The organism is Caulobacter sp. 602-1, assembly GCF_003931565.1.
GTDB lineage: Bacteria > Pseudomonadota > Alphaproteobacteria > Caulobacterales > Caulobacteraceae > Caulobacter.
Map to the genome: position 1 here is coordinate 649,403 of NZ_RRYI01000001.1, position 18,289 is coordinate 667,691.

The following is an 18,289-nucleotide window of genomic DNA, read 5'->3' on the forward strand; positions in this document are numbered from 1 at the left end:
CCAAGCGCCGGAACATTAAACCTTGGCTATCAGCGACGCGGCAGATCGCCGTCTGCCAGGGTCGAGGACACTTTCCACAGGTCGACGCCGCCTTCGGAGGCATGGCGGTCGATCTGCGCCAGCTCCTCGGCCGAGAAGGTGACGGCCTTCAGCGCCGCCAGGGAATCCTCCAGCTGGGCGACGGTGCGGGCGCCGATCAGGGCGGAGGTGACGCGCGGATCGCGCAGAGTCCAGGCGATCGCCATCTGGGCCAGGGTCTGGCCACGACCTTGGGCGATCGCGTTCAGGGCCTTGATGCGATCCAGATTGTCCTGGGTCAGCAGATGCCCGCCGAACGAGCCCTCCCTGGCCGCCCGCGAGTCCGTCGGCACGCCGTTCAGGTACTTGCTGGTCAGCAGCCCTTGCGCCAGCGGCGAGAAGGCGATGCAGCCGACGCCGAGGTCGTCCAGGGTGTCCAGCAGCGCGTCCTCGATCCAGCGATTGACCATCGAATAGGACGGCTGGTGGATCAGCAGCGGCACGCCCTCGCTCTTCAGGATCGCGTGGGCCTTGCGGGTGAGCTCGGGCGAGTAGGACGAGATCCCGACGTACAGCGCCTTGCCCTGCCGGTGCAGGTGGGCCAGCGCGCCCATGGTCTCTTCCAGCGGCGTCGTGGGATCGACGCGGTGCGAGTAGAAGATGTCGACATAGTCGACGCCCATGCGCTTGAGGCTCTGGTCGCAGCTGGCGATCAGATACTTCCGCGATCCGCCGATCCCGCCATAGGGGCCGGGCCACATGTCCCAGCCGGCCTTGGTCGAGATGACCAGTTCGTCGCGGTAGGCCTTGAAGTCGCTCCCCAGCACCTTGCCGAAGTTCTCCTCCGCCGAGCCGTAGGGCGGGCCGTAATTGTTGGCGAGGTCGAAGTGGGTGACTCCCAGATCGAAGGCCCGGCGCAGAATGGCGCGGCCGGTCTCGAACACGTCGGCCCCGCCGAAGTTCTGCCAGAGGCCCAGCGAGATCGCCGGCAGATCCAGGCCGCTGCGGCCGGTGCGGCGATAGGGCATGGCCGCGTAGCGGTCGGCGGCGGCGACATAGGGAGTCTGCATCGGGTGTTCCTCTGAGCGCGCGAGACTACAGCCGTCCCGCGCCGCTTCGGCAAGGGTGTTCAGGCCATAGGTCTGGCCAAAGCGCGGCGGGGCGACTCAATTGGCCTGGCCGCGAAACCGTTCGATGAGAAAGGCCGTGGCGGGACCGGGCGGGGTGTCGCTGCGATAGATGGCGTGCAGCGCGTAGACCGCGTCGCTCAGGTCCGGCATGTCGAGGCGCGTGAGGCGGCCGGCGGCGATGTCCTCGCGAACCATCGGCTCGGGCATGTTGCCCCAGCCGAAGCCCTCCTTCAGCAGCAGGTGCTTCGCGCCCAGGTCGGCCAGCCGCCATGTGTGGACGCTGCCGACGGCGAAGTCGCGGCCCTCTGTCAGCCTCGAACGGTCGGTCAGGACGAGCTGGGTGTGGCCGCGCGCCGCGCGGGGCGGGTTGCGCCCCCGGGCCAGCGGGTGGTCCGGGGCGGCGACCGGGATCAGCAGGGTCGAGCCCACGGCGATGGTCTCCAGCGCGTCGCCGCCGTTGACGACGTCCAGCGGTCCGGCGACGCCTACCGTGGCTTGACGATCAAGCACCATCTGGGTCACCGCGCCCAGGCCCTCGACATAGAGGCGCAGGGTCACGGTCGGAAACGCCTCGCGAAAGGCCCGCAGGGCGTCGACCACGCGGGCGGTGGGCAGCATGACGTCCAGCACCAGGTTGACCTCGGCCTCCAGTCCCCGGATCAGGCCCCTGGCCTGGGCCCGGAGGGACGCGACGTCGCCGGCGATCACCCGGGCCTGGGCCAGCACCACCCGGCCGGCTTCGGTCAGCACCGGCGTTTTGGCCGCGTCGCGGTCGAACAGCGTCAGGCCCAGCTGGGCCTCAAGATTGGCGATCGCATAGCTGACCACGGAGTTGGCCCGGTTCATCCGCCGGGCCGCGCCCGCGAAGCTGCCGGCCTCGACCACGGCCAGGAAGACGGACAGCTGGTCCAGAGTGGGCGCGCCTGGCTCGGTGGTCATGAACTTATCAATCGAAAATTTCGAACATAATGGACGATTTTATTCGACTGTTTCGCAAACTCAAGCGGCGCCAAAAGACACGCCGACGACGGGGCATGACGCTTCCGTCAAGCAAGACACCGAGGGTTCGCCGTCATGGCCAAGGTTCTGGTTCTCTATTATTCGTCCTACGGTCACCTGGAGACGATGGCCAAGGCCGTCGCCGAGGGCGCGCGCGAAGCCGGCGCGACCGTGGATATCAAACGCGTGCCCGAAACCGTGCCGCTGGACATCGCCAAGAGCGCCCACTTCAAGCTGGATCAAGAGGCTCCGGTCGCCTCGGTCGAGGATCTGGCCGCCTACGACGCGATCATCGTCGGCGCGCCGACCCGTTTCGGCCGCATGGCCTCGCAGGTCGCGGCGTTCTTCGACCAGGCCGGCGGCCTGTGGGCCCGCGGCGCCCTGCACGGCAAGGTGGCCGGCGCCTTCACCTCGACCGCCACCCAGCACGGCGGCCAGGAAACGACGCTGTTCTCGATCATCACCAACCTGCTGCACTTCGGCACGACGATCGTGGGCATGGACTATGGTCACGCCGGCCAGATGACGCTGGATGAAATCACCGGCGGCAGCCCCTACGGCGCCACCACCATCGCCGGCGGCGACGGCTCGCGTCAGCCCAGCGAGAACGAACTGACCGGCGCCCGCTACCAAGGTCGCCGCATCGCCGAAACGGCCATCAAGCTGCACGGCTGATCCTAAGCCCCGGCCTTTAGCCGGTCACATCGTCAGCGACCGGCCGCGAGGGGCCGGCCGGCTCCTTCCCCCTCCCGGGGAGCCGGTCGGCCCCTTCTTTCGTTGAACCTGAAAACAGGGAGTCTCGTCATGCGTCGCCGCAACGGTCTTTTCGCCGATCTCTGGAGAGGTTTCGTCTTCATCGTGACCATCCGGGCGATCGCCAAGCACTATCGCTCGCGCCGTTTCTACCTGGTCGGCCGCTGAGGGTTGTCGGCCTGGGGCTGTGGCGGTCAAGTTCTGGCTGAGATAATTTAAGGTGTATCATTTTGATACATTATATTGATTGGAATTGATCGAGTTCATCTCTCAACGCGTGTTAATGGTAAATAACATAGTTTGATTTGTTAATCATAGAATATTGAAAATTAAACGAAGCTGTAAGCTCGTTGTGCGAGGGTCGTGTTGGGCAAAATGCCTACCGGTCGTCAAAATGACGCCGGAATACCTCGAATAGGAGTTGTTTCGTCATGGCGCTGAACAGCATCAACACGAACTCGGGCGCGCTGATCGCCCTGCAGAACCTGAACTCGACGAACGCCGAACTGGGCTCCGTCCAGCAACGCATCAACACCGGCAAGAAGGTTGGTTCCGCCAAGGACAACGGCGCGATCTGGGCCATGGCCAAGACCCAGTCGTCGACCTCGTCGTCGCTGAACTCGGTGAAGGACTCGCTGCAACGCGGCCAGTCGACCATCGACGTGGCCCTGGCCGCCGGCGACACCATCACCGACCTGCTCGGCAAGATGAAGGAAAAGGCCCTGGCCGCTTCCGACACCTCGCTGAACACCGCTTCGTTCAACGCGCTGAAGTCGGACTTCGACTCGCTGCGCGAACAGGTCCAGAAGGCCGCCGACAACGCCAAGTTCAACGGCGTCAGCCTGGCCGACGGCAAGGCCTCCAAGATGACCTTCCTGGCCAACTCGGACGGTTCGGGCTTCACCGTGAAGGCTCAGACCCTGGGTCTGGCCGGTCTCGGCCTGAGCTCGACGGCGACCTCGACCTTCGCCTCGGCCAGCTCGGCCAAGACGATGATCGCCACGATCGACAAGGCTATCGGCACCGCCACCAACAAGCTGGCCTCGCTGGGCACGGCCTCGACCGGTCTCGACACCCACCTGACCTTCGTCGGCAAGCTGCAGGACAGCCTGGACGCCGGCGTCGGCAACCTGGTGGACGCCGACCTGGCCAAGGAAAGCGCCAAGCTGCAGTCGCTGCAGACCAAGCAGCAGCTGGGCATCCAGGCCCTGTCGATCGCCAACTCCTCGACCTCGTCGATCCTCAGCCTGTTCCGCTAAGCCGGACGTCTTCGACCTTAAGGTCGTCGAGAGGGCGAGTCTTCGGACTCGCCCTTTTCTTTGCGCTCAGTCTCGCAGAGTCTAGGTGGGGTTCGTCAGGTGGAGTGAGAGTGTTCTGAATGTGTGCCAATTTGGGACACTTTCCGAAATATAGTAATGAGTCCTAACGTTCTGGCGGTGTTTCTTAAGGAAGCGACCTTGTGATTCAGCGAGGCGCCTGTCTCTCATCAACAATATTGAAAGAGCGGGCGGCATAGTGTGGCCGCGGGCAAAATGCCCGCCGGTTGTCAAAATGACGCCGGAACACCTCGAATAGGAGTTGTTTCGTCATGGCGCTGAACAGCATCAACACGAACTCGGGCGCGCTGATCGCCCTGCAGAACCTGAACTCGACGAACGCCGAACTGGGCGTCACCCAGCAACGCATCAACACCGGCAAGAAGGTCGGTAACGCCAAGGACAACGGCGCGATCTGGGCCATGTCCAAGACTCAGATGGCCTCGTCGTCGTCCCTGAACTCGGTGAAGGACTCGCTGCAACGCGGCCAGTCGACCATCGACGTGGCCCTGGCCGCCGGCGACACCATCACCGACCTGCTCGGCAAGATGAAGGAAAAGGCCCTGGCCGCTTCCGACACCTCGCTGAACACCGCTTCGTTCAACGCGCTGAAGTCGGACTTCGACTCGCTGCGTGAACAGGTCCAGAAGGCCGCCGACAACGCCAAGTTCAATGGCGTCAGCCTGGCCGACGGCAAGGCCACGCAGATGACCTTCCTGGCCAACACCGATGGTTCGGGCTTCACCGTGAAGGCTCAGACCCTGGGTCTGCAAGGCCTGCAACTGTCGGCGGGTTCGAGCTTCGCCACCGCCACCCTGGCCAAGGCGATGATCACCCAGATCGACAAGGCCATCGGCACCGCCACCAACAAGCTGGCCTCGCTGGGCACGGCCTCGACCGGTCTCGACACCCACCTGACCTTCGTCGGCAAGCTGCAGGACAGCCTGGACGCCGGCGTCGGCAACCTGGTGGACGCGGACCTCGCCAAGGAAAGCGCCAAGCTGCAGTCGCTGCAGACCAAGCAGCAGCTGGGCATCCAGGCGCTGTCGATCGCCAACTCCTCGACCTCGTCGATCCTCAGCCTGTTCCGCTAAGCCAAGGAAACGTCCGACCGCCGACGCGGTCGCTAACTTGGGGCGAGTCTTCGGACTCGCCCTTTTCTTTGGGCCCCATTTTCTCCCCAAGACCCACGAGGTGGCCTGACCACTTGCCTCCGCGACCCTCGCCATGACAACGTTGTCCAAGAGCGCGGCGACGTGGCCGTCGAACGAGAAGAGTTGGGGAGCATGAACACCAGGACCCTCTGCGTCGCCCTGTTGGCGTCGACCTTTCTGTCCGCCGCCGCCGTTTCCGCCGAGACGCCGCAGGCGACCGCCCACGCCGCCAAGTGGCCCGCGGCCAAGAGCCAGGGCCTGGTCGATCCCGCCACGGAGGCCTTTGTCGACGGCCTGATGGCCAAGCTGAGCCTGGAGGAGAAGGTCGGTCAGCTGATCCAGGCCGACATTGGCCAGATCAAGCCCGAGGATCTGAAGACCTATCCCCTGGGCTCGATCCTGGGGGGCGGCAGCTCACCGCCGATCGGCGCGCCCGACCGCTCGCCGCAGAAGCCGTGGGTCGACACCGCCAGGGCCTTTCGCGAGGGCGCGGCCCAGCGCCCGGGCGGGACGCACATCCCGCTGATGTTCGGCATCGACGCCGTGCACGGCAACAACAACGTCGTCGGCGCGACCCTCTTCCCGCACAATATCGGCCTGGGCGCGGCGCGCGATCCCGAGCTGATCCGGCGGATCGGCAAGGCGACCGCGTCCGAGACCTCGGCCGCCGGCTTCGACTGGGCGTTCGGCCCGACCCTGGCTGTCCCGCGTGACGACCGCTGGGGGCGGACCTACGAGGGCTATTCGGAAGACCCGACCATCGTCCGCGACTATGCCGCCCAGATGATCTTGGGCATCCAGGGCGCCGTCTCGCAAGGCGGGGTGATCCAGCAGGGCCATGTCGCCGCTAGCGCCAAGCACTTCCTGGGCGACGGCGGCACGGAGAACGGTCACGATCAGGGGGATGCTAAGGTCTCGGAAGACGACCTGATCCGCCTGCACGCCCAGGGCTATGTCCCCGCGATCAACGCCGGCGCCCTGACGGTGATGGCCTCGTTCTCCAGCTGGAACGGGACCAAGATGCACGGGAACAAGAGCCTGCTGACCGACGTGCTGAAGGGGCGGATGGGCTTTGACGGCTTCGTGGTCGGCGACTGGAACGGCCACGGCCAGGTTCCGGGCTGCAAGCCCACCGACTGCCCGGCCTCGATCAATGCGGGCCTCGACATGTTCATGGCGCCGGACAGTTGGAAGGCGCTCTATGTGAACACCCTGGCCGAGGTGAAGTCGGGTGTCATCCCGATGGCCCGCCTGGACGACGCCGTCCGTCGCATCCTGCGGGTGAAGGCCAAGCTGGGCCTCTTCCAGGCCGCCCGCCCGTTCGAGGGCCGCGAGGGCGTGATCGGCTCGGCCGAGCATCGCGCCATCGCCCGCGAGGCGGCGCGCAAGTCGCTGGTGCTGCTGAAGAACGACGGCGTCCTGCCGGTGAAGAGCTCGGCCAACGTGCTGGTCGCTGGCTCGGGCGCGGACGACATCGGCAAGCAGTCGGGCGGCTGGACCCTGTCGTGGCAGGGCACGGGCAACACCAATGCCGACTTTCCAAACGCGGAGTCGATCTGGTCGGGCCTGAAGACCGCGGTCGAGGCCGGCGGCGGCCACGCGACCCTGGCTGTCGACGGCGCCTTCGATAAGAAGCCCGACGTGGCCATCGTCGTCTTCGGTGAAAATCCGTATGCGGAAGGTGTCGGCGACCTGAAGACCACGCTGGAATACCAGCCGGGGGCCAAGACCGACCTGGCCCTGCTCAAGCGCCTGAAGGCCAGGGGCGTGCCGGTGGTGGCGGTGTTCCTCAGCGGCCGCCCGCTATGGGTCAATCCCGAGATCAACGCCTCGGACGCCTTCGTCGCCGTCTGGCTGCCCGGTTCTGAAGGCGGCGGGATCGCCGACGTGCTGATCGGCGATAAGGCCGGCAAGCCGCGCGCCGACTTCCACGGCAAGCTGTCGTTCAGCTGGCCCAGAACGGCCGCCCAGTTCAGCCTGAACAAGGGCGACAAGGGCTATGATCCGCTGTTCGCCTACGGTTACGGCCTGACCTACGCCAAGCCCGGCAAGGTCGGAAAGCTGGCGGAGGTCTCGGGCGTCAAGGCTGTCGCCGACAACGTCGCGACCTACTTCGTCGGCGGCAAGACCCCCGCGCCGTTCGAGTTCAAGGCCTCGCCCTCGTCGTCGGTGCAGATCGTTCCGGTCGACGCCGGCAATATCCAGGAGGGCGGTCGCCAGGTCACCTTCGCCGGCGACAAGCTGGGCCGCGTCACCATCGTCGGTGAAAAGCCGCTGGACCTGTCGTTCCAGACCAATGCCGACATGGCGCTGAGCTTCGAGTACCGCATCGACGCGCCGGCGACCAAGCCGGTGATCCTGGCCATGGGCCCGGGCAAGCTTGACGTCACCCCGCCGACGGGGTCGCCGACCGGTCAGTGGGCCAGCGTCAAGATCCCGCTCAAGTGCTTCCAGGCCGCCGGAGCCGACGTCAGTAAGATCGCCGCCCCGTTCGACCTGGGCACGGCCGGGACCTTCCAGGTCTCGATCGCCAATGTGAAGCTGACGGCGGACCCGGCCGGGGCGGTGTGCCCGGCAAGGGCGGCGCAGTAGGCCACAATGCTTCTGCTCCCCCGCGACGCGGGGGAGCAGAAGCTTCAGCACGAAAGCGTGGTTACCCGCTCGTTAACCAGCAACCCCTTGTTCCGCCGAGCCATTTGAACCCCCGAAAGGAGTTCGCCCGGTGGAGTATGAAGAGCGTCAGGCGTGGATCGCCCTCTGGGAGGCCGTGTTCGGCGAGCCGCCGCCCGTGCAGCCCGATCGGGAACCGACGTCGCGCATCCTGGTCGAACATCTGTCGCCGACGCTTCCCTACGAGATCAAGTCCCGAACTGGGTGAACGGCACGCGGTTGAAGAACGCGCGCTCGGCCCCGCGCGGATCGTCCTCCAGCCGCGAGGTGGTGTCGAACACCATCGTCTGGCGGCGGGGCAGGGTGTAGGGCTCCCACCTCGGCAGAGCGCCGCCGTTCGGGTCGCCCGTGCTGGCGAAGCGCACGAAGGCGTCGCTCATCGTGTTCGACATGGCGACCGAGTCCGGCCCCGTCCCGACGATCGAGCCCTTGGCGTCCAGCGTGCCGAACACCAGGCCGATGTCGATGGTGTGCGGCGCGCCGAAGATCCCGCCGTCCCTGGGCGACTTCCAGTTGACCTGGTAGGCGAAGGCGGGCGCGCCGGCCTTGGCGCGTTCCTCGTCCTGGATGATCGCGGCCTTCCACGAGCGGCCGGCCGTCGAGGCGGCGAAATAGACGTCCGACGGCGAATAGGTCGGATAGGTCTTGCGGTAGAAGGCCACCACCGTCTCGGGATCGATGTCGATCCGCGCGTTGAACTGGCCCGGCAGGCGGGCGATCACCTCGTCCCAGGTCTTGGGGAAGGCCCCGGCGTCCCAGCCGATGAAGCCCTTGGTCTCGTCGTGGGTGTTGCCGCACATCATCGGTACGCCAAGGCCCACCGGCGAGGCGTCGGGGAAGAACGGATGGCGGTCCAGGGTCCGCTCGTCCAGCACCGGACCCATATAGGCCCCGCCCGAGCCGGCGATCGGATCGACGGCCCGCAGGCCCTCGACCATCTTGTCGGCCGGCAGGGCGCGCAAGGACGCCAGGTCCTGGGCGCCGACCTTTTCCATGAACGCCTTGGCGCGCTTCGTCGCATTGAACGGGCCGCCGGCGGTGACCTGCTGGCCGCTCATGGTTGCGGCGCGATGGAACAGGCCCTTGGCGTTGGGCTGGGCCAGCAGGGTGGCGATCTTGGCCCCGCCGCCGGACTGGCCGAACAGCATCACCCGGCCGGGATCCCCGCCGAACGCGGCGATATTGTCGCGCACCCATCGCAGGGCCAGCACGAGATCCAGCTGACCGGCATTGCCGCTGTCGGCCACCGATGGGTCGTTGAACAGACGGGCGAGATAGAGATAGCCAAAGGCGTTCAGGCGGTGGTTGACCGTCACCACCACGACGTCGCCGCGCCTGGCCAGCTTCGTCCCGACGTACCAGGGATGGCTGCCCGAGCCGGTGTTGTAGGCCCCCCCGTGAATGTAGACCATCACCGGACGCTTGCCGCCATCCGCGAGGCCGGTCTTGCCGGCCGTGGCAGGGGTCCAGACGTTGAGGAACAGGCAGTCCTCGGACTGGGTCTCTTCCTCGCCCTTGCCCTGCGGACAGGACGCGCCATAGGTCAGGGCGTCCTTCACCTCCGTCCAGGGCTCGGGCTTGATCGGCGGCGTGAAGCGCCGCGCGCCGCCGGTGTCCTGGCCGTAGCGCAGGCCCTTGAAGACGCTGACCCCGTCCTCGACATAGCCGCGCACCTTGCCGGCGGTGGTGGCCACGACGGGAGAGCGCTTCTCGGCCGCATAACCGGCGCGGGGCAGGGCGGCATAGGCGGCCAGGGCGGCGGCCCCGGTGATCAGGGTGCGGCGGGTCTGAGTGGCTTCCACGGCGGTTCCTCCGGCGCGTTCTGAGGCGCTTTGCGGTAGCGGTAGCATGAATGACACCGGTGACAATCCACTTTCGTCCACTCGAATCCCGCACCTTTCGTCGTTTTAACGTGGCGTAGCGGCGTTCGGCGACTAGGAGGCTTGGCAGAGCTTTCCGGGGAGCCCTTCATGATTTCGCGCCTCAGCGCCGCCGTCGCCGCCGTCGCCCTGATGGGCCTCGCCGCGCCCGCCCTGGCCTACGATCCCGCGCCGTGGATCGAGGACGCCCGTCAGATCCGCGCGGCGCTGGGCGGCCGCTACGCCAATCTCGACTGGCTGACGATCGACCGGGGCCTGAACCTCGACACCAGCTTCAAGGCCGTCGAGGCGGGGCTGGTCAAGACCTCGTCCGACGCCGAGGCGCGCGCGCTGCTGGACCGCGCCCTGTCATCGCTGGCCGACGGCCACGTGCAGGTCGACTGGAGCCCGGTCGCCCCGGCGCCCAAGGTCTCCGGGCCGCCCGCTCCGCCCTGCGCCGACCAGCGCCCCTTCCGGCCGCGCCCGCCGGTCGCCTCGGGCCTGCCGGGCTGGACGCCGCTGGACACGGGCGAGGGCGCGCGCGAGTTCCCGGGCGGTCTGGTCACCGTCGACGACCACAAGATCGGCGTCGTGCAGATCAACATCTTCATGGCCGATCCCGCCGTGTGCGAGGCCGCCGCGGCCAAGTTGAAGGCGCCGCTGGACAAGCCCTGCGACGGCGACTGCTCGAACAAGCTGGACACCGCCGTCTACCAGGAACTGACCGATCGTTTCGCCGCGCGTCTGGCGACTGTGAAGGCCGCGGGCGCGCAGGTGCTGATGATCGATCTCGCCGGCAATGGCGGCGGCCGCGAATGGGCCGAAATCGCCGCCCGCATGGTCACGTCCATACGCCTGAAGAGCGCGCCGGTGCGCCTGGTGCGCTCGCCCCAGGCCGCCGACCAGCTCGACGCCCGGGCCCTGGATATCGAGAACAATGTCGGCGGTGAGCGGGGGGCCGCCAAGGCCGCCCTGCTGGCCGAGGCCAAGGAACTGCGCCACCGCGCCGCCGAGGCTCGCGCGCCCTGCGTCGAGGGCCAGGCCTGCCCGTTGCTGATCGACGCCGGCTACAGCAGTGGCCCGCGCGCTTCCGCCGATCCGCTGGCCCTGGCCGACAAGCCTTGGGGCCAGTCGGTGTTCGAGCCGGTGAAATGGTCGTGGCGCGAAGGGGTCTGGTCCGGCCCGCTGATCGTGCTGGTCGACGGCAAGTCGGCCAGCGCCTCCGAGGAATTCGCCGCGATGATCCAGGACAACAGGGCCGGGATCATCCTGGGCTCGCCGACCCTGGGCGCCGGCTGCGGCCACGCCACCGAGGCCGGGCCCGTGGTGCTGAAGAACAGCGGCGGCCGCCTGTCGCTGCCGGACTGCCTGCGCCTGCGGGCCGATGGCTCCAACGAGATCGGTGGGATCGAACCCGACGTCTTGGTCGGCTTCCGCAACACCGACGGACCCGCCCTGAAGGTCCGCCGCCTCGCCCCCCGCCTGCCGGAGGCGGTGCGGCAGGCCGTCGCGCTGGCGGCCGTTCGCTAGAGTCCCCGCACCGCCGCCGCATGCTCGGCGATCACCGCCAGGGTCGCGGCGTCGGTGTCGAAGACGCCGTAGAGGCCCTGTTCCTCCTGGGGCGGGTCGCCGACGAAGCTCTTGTCGCCCTGGGCGAACCAGGCGTCGGAATGCTGGGCGCGGCCTTCGCCGTTCCAGGCCCAGAAGTTGGTCCCGGCCGTCGGGCCGCCGGCCTTCATGTCGTCCAGCGCCAAGCCGTAGATCGTCCGGTAGAAGCGGTCCCTGTCGGCGGTCGCCGAGCCGGGAGTGAAGGCGCGGGCGTCGCGGATCAGGCCGAATTCCTCGACGACCAGCGGCTTGTTCAGCGACCTGGCCAGGGCGATATGGCGGGTCACGTACTCGCGGCAGCGGGCCTCGCCCTCCGCATAGGTGGCCGGCTGGTTCTTGGGGTCTATCCAGCTCCAGTTGTTGGGCCAGACGTGCAGGGTCACGTAGTCGATCGTCGCCGGCCGGTGGGCCTCCAGCGCGCAGGCCTCGCTGCGCAGGCAGCCCATGCTGCCCTCGCTGCCGGTGCAGACCAGATGCTTGGGATCCAGCGACTTGATCAAGGCCGAGGTCTCGCGGATCCAGGCGTAGTAGGGCGGTAGAAGTCTGTCGGCGTTGGCTTCCGTCCCGCCCGGGCGGGGTTCGTTGGCCAACTGCCAGGCCATGATCGTGGGGTCGTCGCGATAGGCCTTGCCGGTGACGCTGTTGGTCCGCTGGACCAGGCTGGTCAGGTAGCGGCGGAACAGGGCGTTGGCCCTGGCGTCGGCATAGAACCGGGCCGAATAGTCTGGATACTCCGGCCACGGATGTTTCGGATCGCCGGCCTCGAACCAGGGGCCATCGCCGACCCAGTTCAGATAGGCGGGCATGCCGCCCGACCAGTCCCAGAAGTTGTTGACGTAGATCACCGCCTTCATGTCGCGGCGGGCCATTTCGGCCAGCAGCCAGTCGAGGCCCTTCAGCAAGTCGGCGCTGTAGACGCCGGGCTCTTCCTGTATCGTCGGCGACACGGCGGCCTTGGCCGGCGAGCGTTCACCAGCGCCCAGGACCCGCAGGTTGGCGACCCCCAGGGTCTTCAGCCGATCGAGCTCGCGCCCCAGCCGCGCGCGGTCGCCGGTGGGGCCGGGCGAGCCCAGCCAGGCCCCGTACCAGAGGTTCGCGCCGACGAAGCGGTAAGGCTTGCCGTCCAGCGCGAGGCGGCCGTCCTTGACGGCGACGAAGCCCTTGGCCGGCGCGGCGGCCGCGCCCAGCGCCGGCAGAGCGACGAGGCCGGCCAGCAACTGGCGGCGCGAGGCGGTCATTTCCTCGCCGCGTGGGCGACGGTCCAGTCGATGATCGTGGCCAGGGCGACCGGGGCGATGGTCTCCTCGATCTGACCGTACTCGACGACGAGGCCGGTATCGGCGGTCTGGAACAGGTGGTTCAGCCCCGGCAGTTCCTTGACCGTGACGTCGGCGTCGCCGGCCAGGGCCGCGCGGATCGCGGCCAGATTGGTCTTGGCGTCGACCTGAAGGTCCTTCGAGCCGCCGATGGCCAGGACGGGGACCTTGACCTTCGCCAGGGCGTCGGCGGGGCGGGCGTTCAGCATATAGTGTCCCGCCGCGCTGGAGAGGGCCAGCACCTGGGCGCGCTGGGGCGACGTCGCGGGAAGGCCTTGACGATCCAGGACGGCGTTCAGCCGCGCCCGGCCGTCATCGACGTCCTGGGCGTCGCGGGCGGCCTGGAACCATTCGGCCCGGTTCTTCATCATGATCTCGACCTGATCGGCAGGCAGGCCATTGGCTATGAAAAGCGCCCGGTTCTGCGCCAGCAGCAGCGCGGTTCCGTCGACGCCCGGCGCGGCCATCAGCACCAGGAAGGCGATACGGGGATCCTCCGCGGCGACCAGCGGCGCGATCTGGCCGCCCTCGCTGTGGCCGATCAGGCCGATGCGGGCCGGGTCGATGTCCCCGCGCGCCCGCAGGAAGGCGACGCCCGCGGCCACGTCGGTGGCGAAGGCGGGGATGCCGGCCGTTGCAGGATCGCCCTTGTCCGAACCGCCCGCCCCGCGATCGTCGACCCGCAGCACCGCGACGCCCTTGCGCGTCAGGGCGTCGGCGATGACCAGGAAGGGCTTATGGTCGAAGATCGTCTCGTCGCGGTCCTGTGTGCCCGAGCCACTGATCAGCACCACGGCCGGGAACGGTCCCGGTCCCTCGGGCAGGGTCAGGGTTGCGGCCAGTTTCAGGCCCGAGGCCGGATTGCGGTACGAGACCTCTTCCGCCCGATAAGGGAAGGGCGGCTTGGGCGTTTGCGGACGGTTCACGACCGGCGCGGCGCGGCTGATGGTCAGGGGCAGGACCGCCCCGCCCTGGGACCATTCGCCCTGAACGGCCTGGCCGTCGGCCGAGACCGTTCCCTCGAAACCCACCGGCGCGGCGCTCAGGGTGAGGGTCATCTTGCCATCGGCCAGGGTCGCGCTGGCCGCCATGCCCTTGACCATCTGCCGGGGGCTGTCCAGCGTGGCCGAGCCGTCCGGCTTGATGTGGAACACCACCGGCAGCTTGCCGCGCGGGGTGTCCAGCGTCCCGTACCAGTCACCGACGATCGGCCCGACCTGGGCCGAGGCGATCGCGGGCGCGAACAGGGCGGCGGCGACGACCGCGCGAGGCAGGAAACGCATGTGGCTCTAGGCTCCCCGAACTTTGCCGGAGAGCTTAGGCGCTACGCGTGACGGTTGTGAAGATGGGCTATTCAAGATTCGGGAGCGCGGGCTACCTGTTCTCCAGGCCGTGCCAGACGCGCGCGATGGCGACGCCTTCCGGGGCGACATCGTAGCGGATCACGTAGTTGGCGCCTCCGAACCGCACGATCAGCTCCCTGACGCCGTCACCGACGATCCGCCCTCGTTCAGAGAAGTCGACCAGGCCTTCCAGGTGGGCATCCAGCACCGCGATCAGGCGTAGCGCCGCGTTGGGGTTCTTCTCGAATAGCCAGTCGTGAAGTCGTTCGATGCCGAGCCTTGCCGCCGCGGAAACATAGACCGAGCGGCGCAGGCGGCTAACGGCGGTGGCGGGCGAGGAGGGCGTCGCGCACGGCGGACCAAGGCGTCAGCTCGCCCGTACGCCTGGCGTGATCGAGAATGGCTCTGTCGATTGCAGGGTCGGGGTCGACCGGAGGCCGTGCGGCGTGTTCGATCTCCCGATCGATCACCAGCGCGGCGTAGTCTTCGGGAGACATGTCCAACTGGTCCGCCAGAGGCTTCAGCTTGGCGGCGCGTTCAGCGCTGACGTGGATGTCGAAACCGTCGGCCATGGACGAAGGGTCTCGCCCATGGCCTTCGAGGTCAAGATCAGAGATTCAGCAGCGCCGGATCGCCGCCCTGGGCGGTGATGTTGACGCTGACCGCGCGCTCGACCGCGAAGCGCAGTAGGGCGTGGGGGCCGCCCGCCTTGGGGCCGGTGCCGGACAGGCCCTCGCCGCCGAACGGCTGGACGCCAACGACGGCGCCGGTCATCGAGCGGTTGACATAGGCGTTGCCGGCCGGGACCAGGCGCTGGACGTCGGCCGCGAAGCTCTCGATCCGCGAGTGGACGCCCAGGGTCAGGCCGTAGCGACGGGCCGCCAGGGCGCCGGCGACCTGCTCGAGGTCTTCCGGCTTGTAGCGGACCACGTGCAGGACGGGGCCGAACACCTCGCGTTCCAGGAAATCGGCGGCCGGGATCTCGGCCAGCACCGGGGCGAAGAAGGTCCCGCCGTCCGGGGCGGTCAGAGCGTGCAGCACCTTGGCTTCGTTGGTCAGGCGGACTTGGTGCCTGTCCAGAGCGTCCTTGGCCTCGGCGTCGATGACCGGGCCGACGTCGGTGACGGCCAGGGCCGGATCGCCGAGGACCAGGGCGTCCATCGCGCCCTTCAGGCCGTCGATGATGTGCTCGGCGGTGTCCTCGGGCAGGAACAGCAGGCGCAGGGCCGAGCAGCGCTGGCCGGCCGAGCCGAACGCCGAGACGATCACGTCGTCGATCACCTGCTCGCGCTGGGCCGTCGTGTCGACGAACATGCCGTTGAGGCCGCCGGTCTCGGCGATGAACGGGACGATCGGTCCCTGGCGCTGGGCGAGGGTCTGGTTGATCCGCCAGGCGGTGTCGGTGCCGCCCGTGAAGGCGACGCCGTCCAGACCCTCGTGGGCGGTCAGGGCCGCGCCGACGGTCTCGCCGCGACCCGGCAGCAGGGCCAATAGGCGGCTGTCCAGGCCGGCGGTGTGATAGAGCTTCACGGCCTCGAAGGCGATCAGCGGCGTCTGCTCGGCGGGCTTGGCCAGCACGGCGTTGCCGGCGGCCAGGGCCGCGGCGATCTGGCCGGTGAAGATGGCCAGCGGGAAGTTCCACGGGCTGATGCAGACGAAGACGCCGCGACCGGCCAGGCGCAGGGTGTTGGTCTCGCCAACCGGGCCCTTCAGCACCTCGCCGTCGCCGAACTGATCCTCGGCCAGCACCGCGTAGTAGCGGCAGAAGTCGACGGCCTCGCGGACCTCTGCGACGCCGTCGCTAAGGGTCTTGCCGGCTTCGCGGGCCAGGATGGCGATCAGGCGGTCGATGTCGGCTTCCAGCGCGTCGGCCATGGCGCGCAGCACCTTGGCGCGGGCGGGGCCGCCGGCGCGGTCCCAGGCCGGTTGCGCGGCGCGGGCTAGGCGGAAGGCCTCGTCGATCTGAGAGGCCTGGGCCTCGGAGACCGCGCCGACCACCTTGTGGTCGTCGGCCGGGGCGACAACCGGTAGCGGCGGAGTCCCGGCGCTGACCTTGCCGTCGATCAGCGGGCCGGCCGACAGGGTTACGCCGTCCAGGGCGGCGACGGCCGCTTGCAGGCGTTCGCGGTCGGCTTTCACCGACAGATCGAGGCCGGCGCTGTTCTGGCGGCGCAGGCCATAGACCTCGATCGGGGTCGGTATCTTGGCGTGGCGATCGGGATGGGCCTCGACCGTATCGATCGGGTCGGTGACGACCCTCTCGACCGGCACGCGCTCGTCCAGCAGGGCGTGGACGAAGCTGGTGTTGGCGCCGTTTTCCAGCAGGCGGCGGACCAGATAGGGCAGCAGGTCCTCGTGACCGCCCACGGGCGCGTAGGCCCGCAGGGTGATCCCGTCATAGAGATCGTCGGCGGCCTTGTAGAGCGCCTCGCCCATGCCATGCAGGCGCTGGTGTTCGATCTTGACGCCGGCGTTCTTGGCCATGCGGACCACGGCCGCCAGGGTGTGGGCGTTGTGGGTGGCGAACTGCGCGTAGAGGTGCGGGGCGGCGCCGATCAGGGCCTTGGCGTTGACCAAGTACGACAGGTCCGTGGCGGGCTTGGTCGTGTAGACCGGATAGTCCGGACGGCCGGCGACCTGGGCGCGCTTGATCTCGCTGTCCCAATAGGCGCCCTTGACCAAACGGACCATCAGGCGGCGGCCGGTCTCCTTCGACAGGGCCTCCAGGCGGGCGATCACCTCGCCGCAGCGTTTCTGGTAGGCCTGGACGGCCAGGCCCAGGCCCTGCCAGTCGCCGAGTTCGGGCTCGCGGCACAGCCTGTCCAGCAGCTTCAGCGACAGGGCCAGGCGATCGGCTTCCTCGGCGTCGATGGTGAAGTTGAGGTTGTGACTCGCGGCGATCTTGGCCAGGCGCAGGGTGCGGGGATAGAGCTCTTCCCACACGCGATCCTCGTGGGTGGCCTCGTAGCGCGGGCACAGGGCCGAGAGCTTGACCGAGACGCCGTGGCCCTTCTCCGGACCGGCGCCGTTCGACAGCTTGCCGACCGTCTGGATCGCATCGGCGTAGGACTTCTCGTAGCGTTCGGCGTCGGCGGCGGTGCGGGCGCCTTCGCCCAGCATGTCGAACGAGCACATGGTGTTCTCGCCGGCCGCGCGCTTGATGGCGGCTTCGATCGTTCGCCCAAGGACGAACTGCTCGCCCATGATGCGGATGGCCTGGCCGACGGCGGCGCGGATGACGGGCTCGCCCAGGCGACCGGCCATCTTCTTGATGAAGCCGGGCAGGTCCTTCTTGGCGTCGTCGTCGGGCTCGACGATCTTGCCGGTCAGCATCAGGCCCCAGGTCGAGGCGTTGACGAACAGGCTGTCGCTGCCGCCCAGATGGCTGGCCCAGTCGGCCGAGCCGATCTTCTCGGCGATCAGCTTGTCACGGGTGTCGTCGTCGGGGGTGCGCAGCAAGGCCTCGGCCAGGCACATCAGGGCCAGGCCCTCGCGGGTGCCCAGGCTGAACTCCTGCAGGAAGCTTTCGACCACGCCTTGCTTGCGGACGCTGCGGCGGGCGCCGCGGACCAGGGCCTCGGCCTCGGCGCGGACGGCGGCGCGGTCCTCGCTGGAGAGAGGCTTGGCGGCCAGCAGGTCGGCGATCACCGCGGCCTCGTCGCGATACTTGCCGTCGTCGAGGCTGTCCCAGTGGGCCAAGTCGGTCATGGTCGTTCCCGTGTTTTAGGATATCGTCGGTTTAACTCGACTTCGGCCAAAGGTGCTTCGTTTGTCTCGTTGAGGCTCCGTATCTTCTTCGGTCGACAAAGCGGAAATGATCATCCGCTCCAGCGGCGCCGAAGGCGCGCGAAGACGCCGGCTGTTAAGGCGAGGGTGAAGAAATGGGGAGGGAGGAAGGGGCGCGTGCTGGGGGAGTATCGCGCCCCTTCCTCTCTTGCGCGACGCCCGGTTAGGGGGAGAGGGGCGAGCGTCGCGTGTGTTCCGCCCTTACGGACTGGCCGTTTTCGCCGGGCGCCTTTTAGGGGGAGAGCGCGGGGCGGGGCTGGAACGATCGGAGGTGTAACGTTAAGCTTCGCGAATGTGCTACGTTTGTAGGTCATAATTTTCGAAGCTTCTTCGGTGA

Annotated in this window: 13 protein-coding genes; 5 read left to right on the forward strand and 8 right to left on the reverse strand. The window is 68.0% G+C overall.

Translation table 11 applies throughout. The features are described 5' to 3' along the window. Window positions 1-29: 29 nt before the first annotated feature. Both mgrA and EIK80_RS03080 read right to left on the reverse strand, forming a co-directional pair. Window positions 30-1,088, reverse strand: a complete 1,059-nt coding sequence (gene mgrA, locus EIK80_RS03075) for an L-glyceraldehyde 3-phosphate reductase (protein WP_125155480.1) — start codon at window positions 1,086-1,088, stop codon at window positions 30-32. Window positions 1,089-1,184: 96 nt separating this feature from the next. Next, window positions 1,185-2,087, reverse strand: a complete 903-nt coding sequence (locus tag EIK80_RS03080; RefSeq protein WP_125155481.1) for a LysR family transcriptional regulator — start codon at window positions 2,085-2,087, stop codon at window positions 1,185-1,187. A 135-nt stretch (window positions 2,088-2,222) separates the two neighbouring features. On the opposite strand from EIK80_RS03080, the gene wrbA reads away from it, so the two are divergent. The 4 genes from wrbA to EIK80_RS03100 all read left to right on the forward strand — a co-directional run bounded on the left by wrbA (window position 2,223) and on the right by EIK80_RS03100 (window position 7,962). Beyond that, a complete protein-coding gene (wrbA, locus tag EIK80_RS03085) occupies window positions 2,223-2,822 on the forward strand; it encodes an NAD(P)H:quinone oxidoreductase (RefSeq protein ID WP_125155482.1) in 600 nt (199 codons plus the stop codon). 509 nt (window positions 2,823-3,331) lie between these two features. Continuing rightward, window positions 3,332-4,159 (forward strand): flagellin, encoded by an 828-nt coding sequence (locus EIK80_RS03090; RefSeq protein WP_125155483.1) that lies wholly within the window; start codon window positions 3,332-3,334, stop codon window positions 4,157-4,159. Window positions 4,160-4,488: 329 nt separating this feature from the next. Beyond that, window positions 4,489-5,310 carry a flagellin gene (locus tag EIK80_RS03095; protein ID WP_125155484.1) on the forward strand — a complete coding sequence of 274 codons (822 nt, stop codon included), beginning with the start codon at window positions 4,489-4,491 and terminating at the stop codon, window positions 5,308-5,310. Between the two features lie 183 nt (window positions 5,311-5,493). Then, entirely contained in the window at window positions 5,494-7,962 is a 2,469-nt protein-coding gene (locus EIK80_RS03100) for an exo 1,3/1,4-beta-D-glucan glucohydrolase (protein WP_199743384.1), read from the forward strand. A gap of 266 nt (window positions 7,963-8,228) precedes the next feature. On the opposite strand, the gene EIK80_RS03105 is transcribed toward EIK80_RS03100, so the two are convergent. Beyond that, window positions 8,229-9,842, reverse strand: coding sequence for a carboxylesterase/lipase family protein (locus tag EIK80_RS03105; RefSeq protein ID WP_233586410.1), 1,614 nt, complete (start codon window positions 9,840-9,842; stop codon window positions 8,229-8,231). A gap of 168 nt (window positions 9,843-10,010) precedes the next feature. On the opposite strand from EIK80_RS03105, the gene EIK80_RS03110 reads away from it, so the two are divergent. Beyond that, window positions 10,011-11,429 carry a S41 family peptidase gene (locus EIK80_RS03110; RefSeq protein ID WP_125155486.1) on the forward strand — a complete coding sequence of 473 codons (1,419 nt, stop codon included), beginning with the start codon at window positions 10,011-10,013 and terminating at the stop codon, window positions 11,427-11,429. On the opposite strand, the gene EIK80_RS03115 is transcribed toward EIK80_RS03110, so the two are convergent. The 5 genes from EIK80_RS03115 to putA all read right to left on the reverse strand — a co-directional run bounded on the left by EIK80_RS03115 (window position 11,426) and on the right by putA (window position 17,865). Then, window positions 11,426-12,745: a mannanase gene (locus EIK80_RS03115; protein WP_125155487.1), complete on the reverse strand. Its 1,320-nt coding sequence runs from the start codon at window positions 12,743-12,745 to the stop codon at window positions 11,426-11,428. The two genes, EIK80_RS03110 and EIK80_RS03115, sit on opposite strands and share 4 nt — an antisense overlap. Next, window positions 12,742-14,106 (reverse strand): S9 family peptidase, encoded by a 1,365-nt coding sequence (locus EIK80_RS03120; protein WP_125155488.1) that lies wholly within the window; start codon window positions 14,104-14,106, stop codon window positions 12,742-12,744. Before EIK80_RS03120 ends, EIK80_RS03115 begins: the two co-directional genes overlap by 4 nt. A gap of 91 nt (window positions 14,107-14,197) precedes the next feature. Further along, on the reverse strand, window positions 14,198-14,479 hold the full coding sequence (locus EIK80_RS03125) for a type II toxin-antitoxin system RelE/ParE family toxin (protein ID WP_125155489.1): 282 nt from the start codon (window positions 14,477-14,479) through the stop codon (window positions 14,198-14,200). A 4-nt stretch (window positions 14,480-14,483) separates the two neighbouring features. Next, complete coding sequence (locus EIK80_RS03130; protein WP_125155490.1) at window positions 14,484-14,738, reverse strand: antitoxin; 255 nt, start codon at window positions 14,736-14,738, stop codon at window positions 14,484-14,486. A 37-nt stretch (window positions 14,739-14,775) separates the two neighbouring features. After that, window positions 14,776-17,865, reverse strand: a complete 3,090-nt coding sequence (putA, locus tag EIK80_RS03135) for a bifunctional proline dehydrogenase/L-glutamate gamma-semialdehyde dehydrogenase PutA (protein WP_370450191.1) — start codon at window positions 17,863-17,865, stop codon at window positions 14,776-14,778. Window positions 17,866-18,289: the final 424 nt, after the last annotated feature.

What these genes read in the sequence shown, in the direction of transcription:
- EIK80_RS03095 (WP_125155484.1), top strand. Translation starts at nt 4,489, where the DNA reads ATGGCGCTGAACAGCATCAACACGAACTCGGGCGCGCTGATCGCCCTG.
- EIK80_RS03120 (WP_125155488.1), bottom strand. Translation starts at nt 14,106, where the DNA reads ATGCGTTTCCTGCCTCGCGCGGTCGTCGCCGCCGCCCTGTTCGCGCCC.
- EIK80_RS03110 (WP_125155486.1), top strand. Translation starts at nt 10,011, where the DNA reads ATGATTTCGCGCCTCAGCGCCGCCGTCGCCGCCGTCGCCCTGATGGGC.
- EIK80_RS03090 (WP_125155483.1), top strand. Translation starts at nt 3,332, where the DNA reads ATGGCGCTGAACAGCATCAACACGAACTCGGGCGCGCTGATCGCCCTG.
- EIK80_RS03130 (WP_125155490.1), bottom strand. Translation starts at nt 14,738, where the DNA reads ATGGCCGACGGTTTCGACATCCACGTCAGCGCTGAACGCGCCGCCAAG.
- mgrA (WP_125155480.1), bottom strand. Translation starts at nt 1,088, where the DNA reads ATGCAGACTCCCTATGTCGCCGCCGCCGACCGCTACGCGGCCATGCCC.
- wrbA (WP_125155482.1), top strand. Translation starts at nt 2,223, where the DNA reads ATGGCCAAGGTTCTGGTTCTCTATTATTCGTCCTACGGTCACCTGGAG.
- EIK80_RS03115 (WP_125155487.1), bottom strand. Translation starts at nt 12,745, where the DNA reads ATGACCGCCTCGCGCCGCCAGTTGCTGGCCGGCCTCGTCGCTCTGCCG.
- EIK80_RS03080 (WP_125155481.1), bottom strand. Translation starts at nt 2,087, where the DNA reads ATGACCACCGAGCCAGGCGCGCCCACTCTGGACCAGCTGTCCGTCTTC.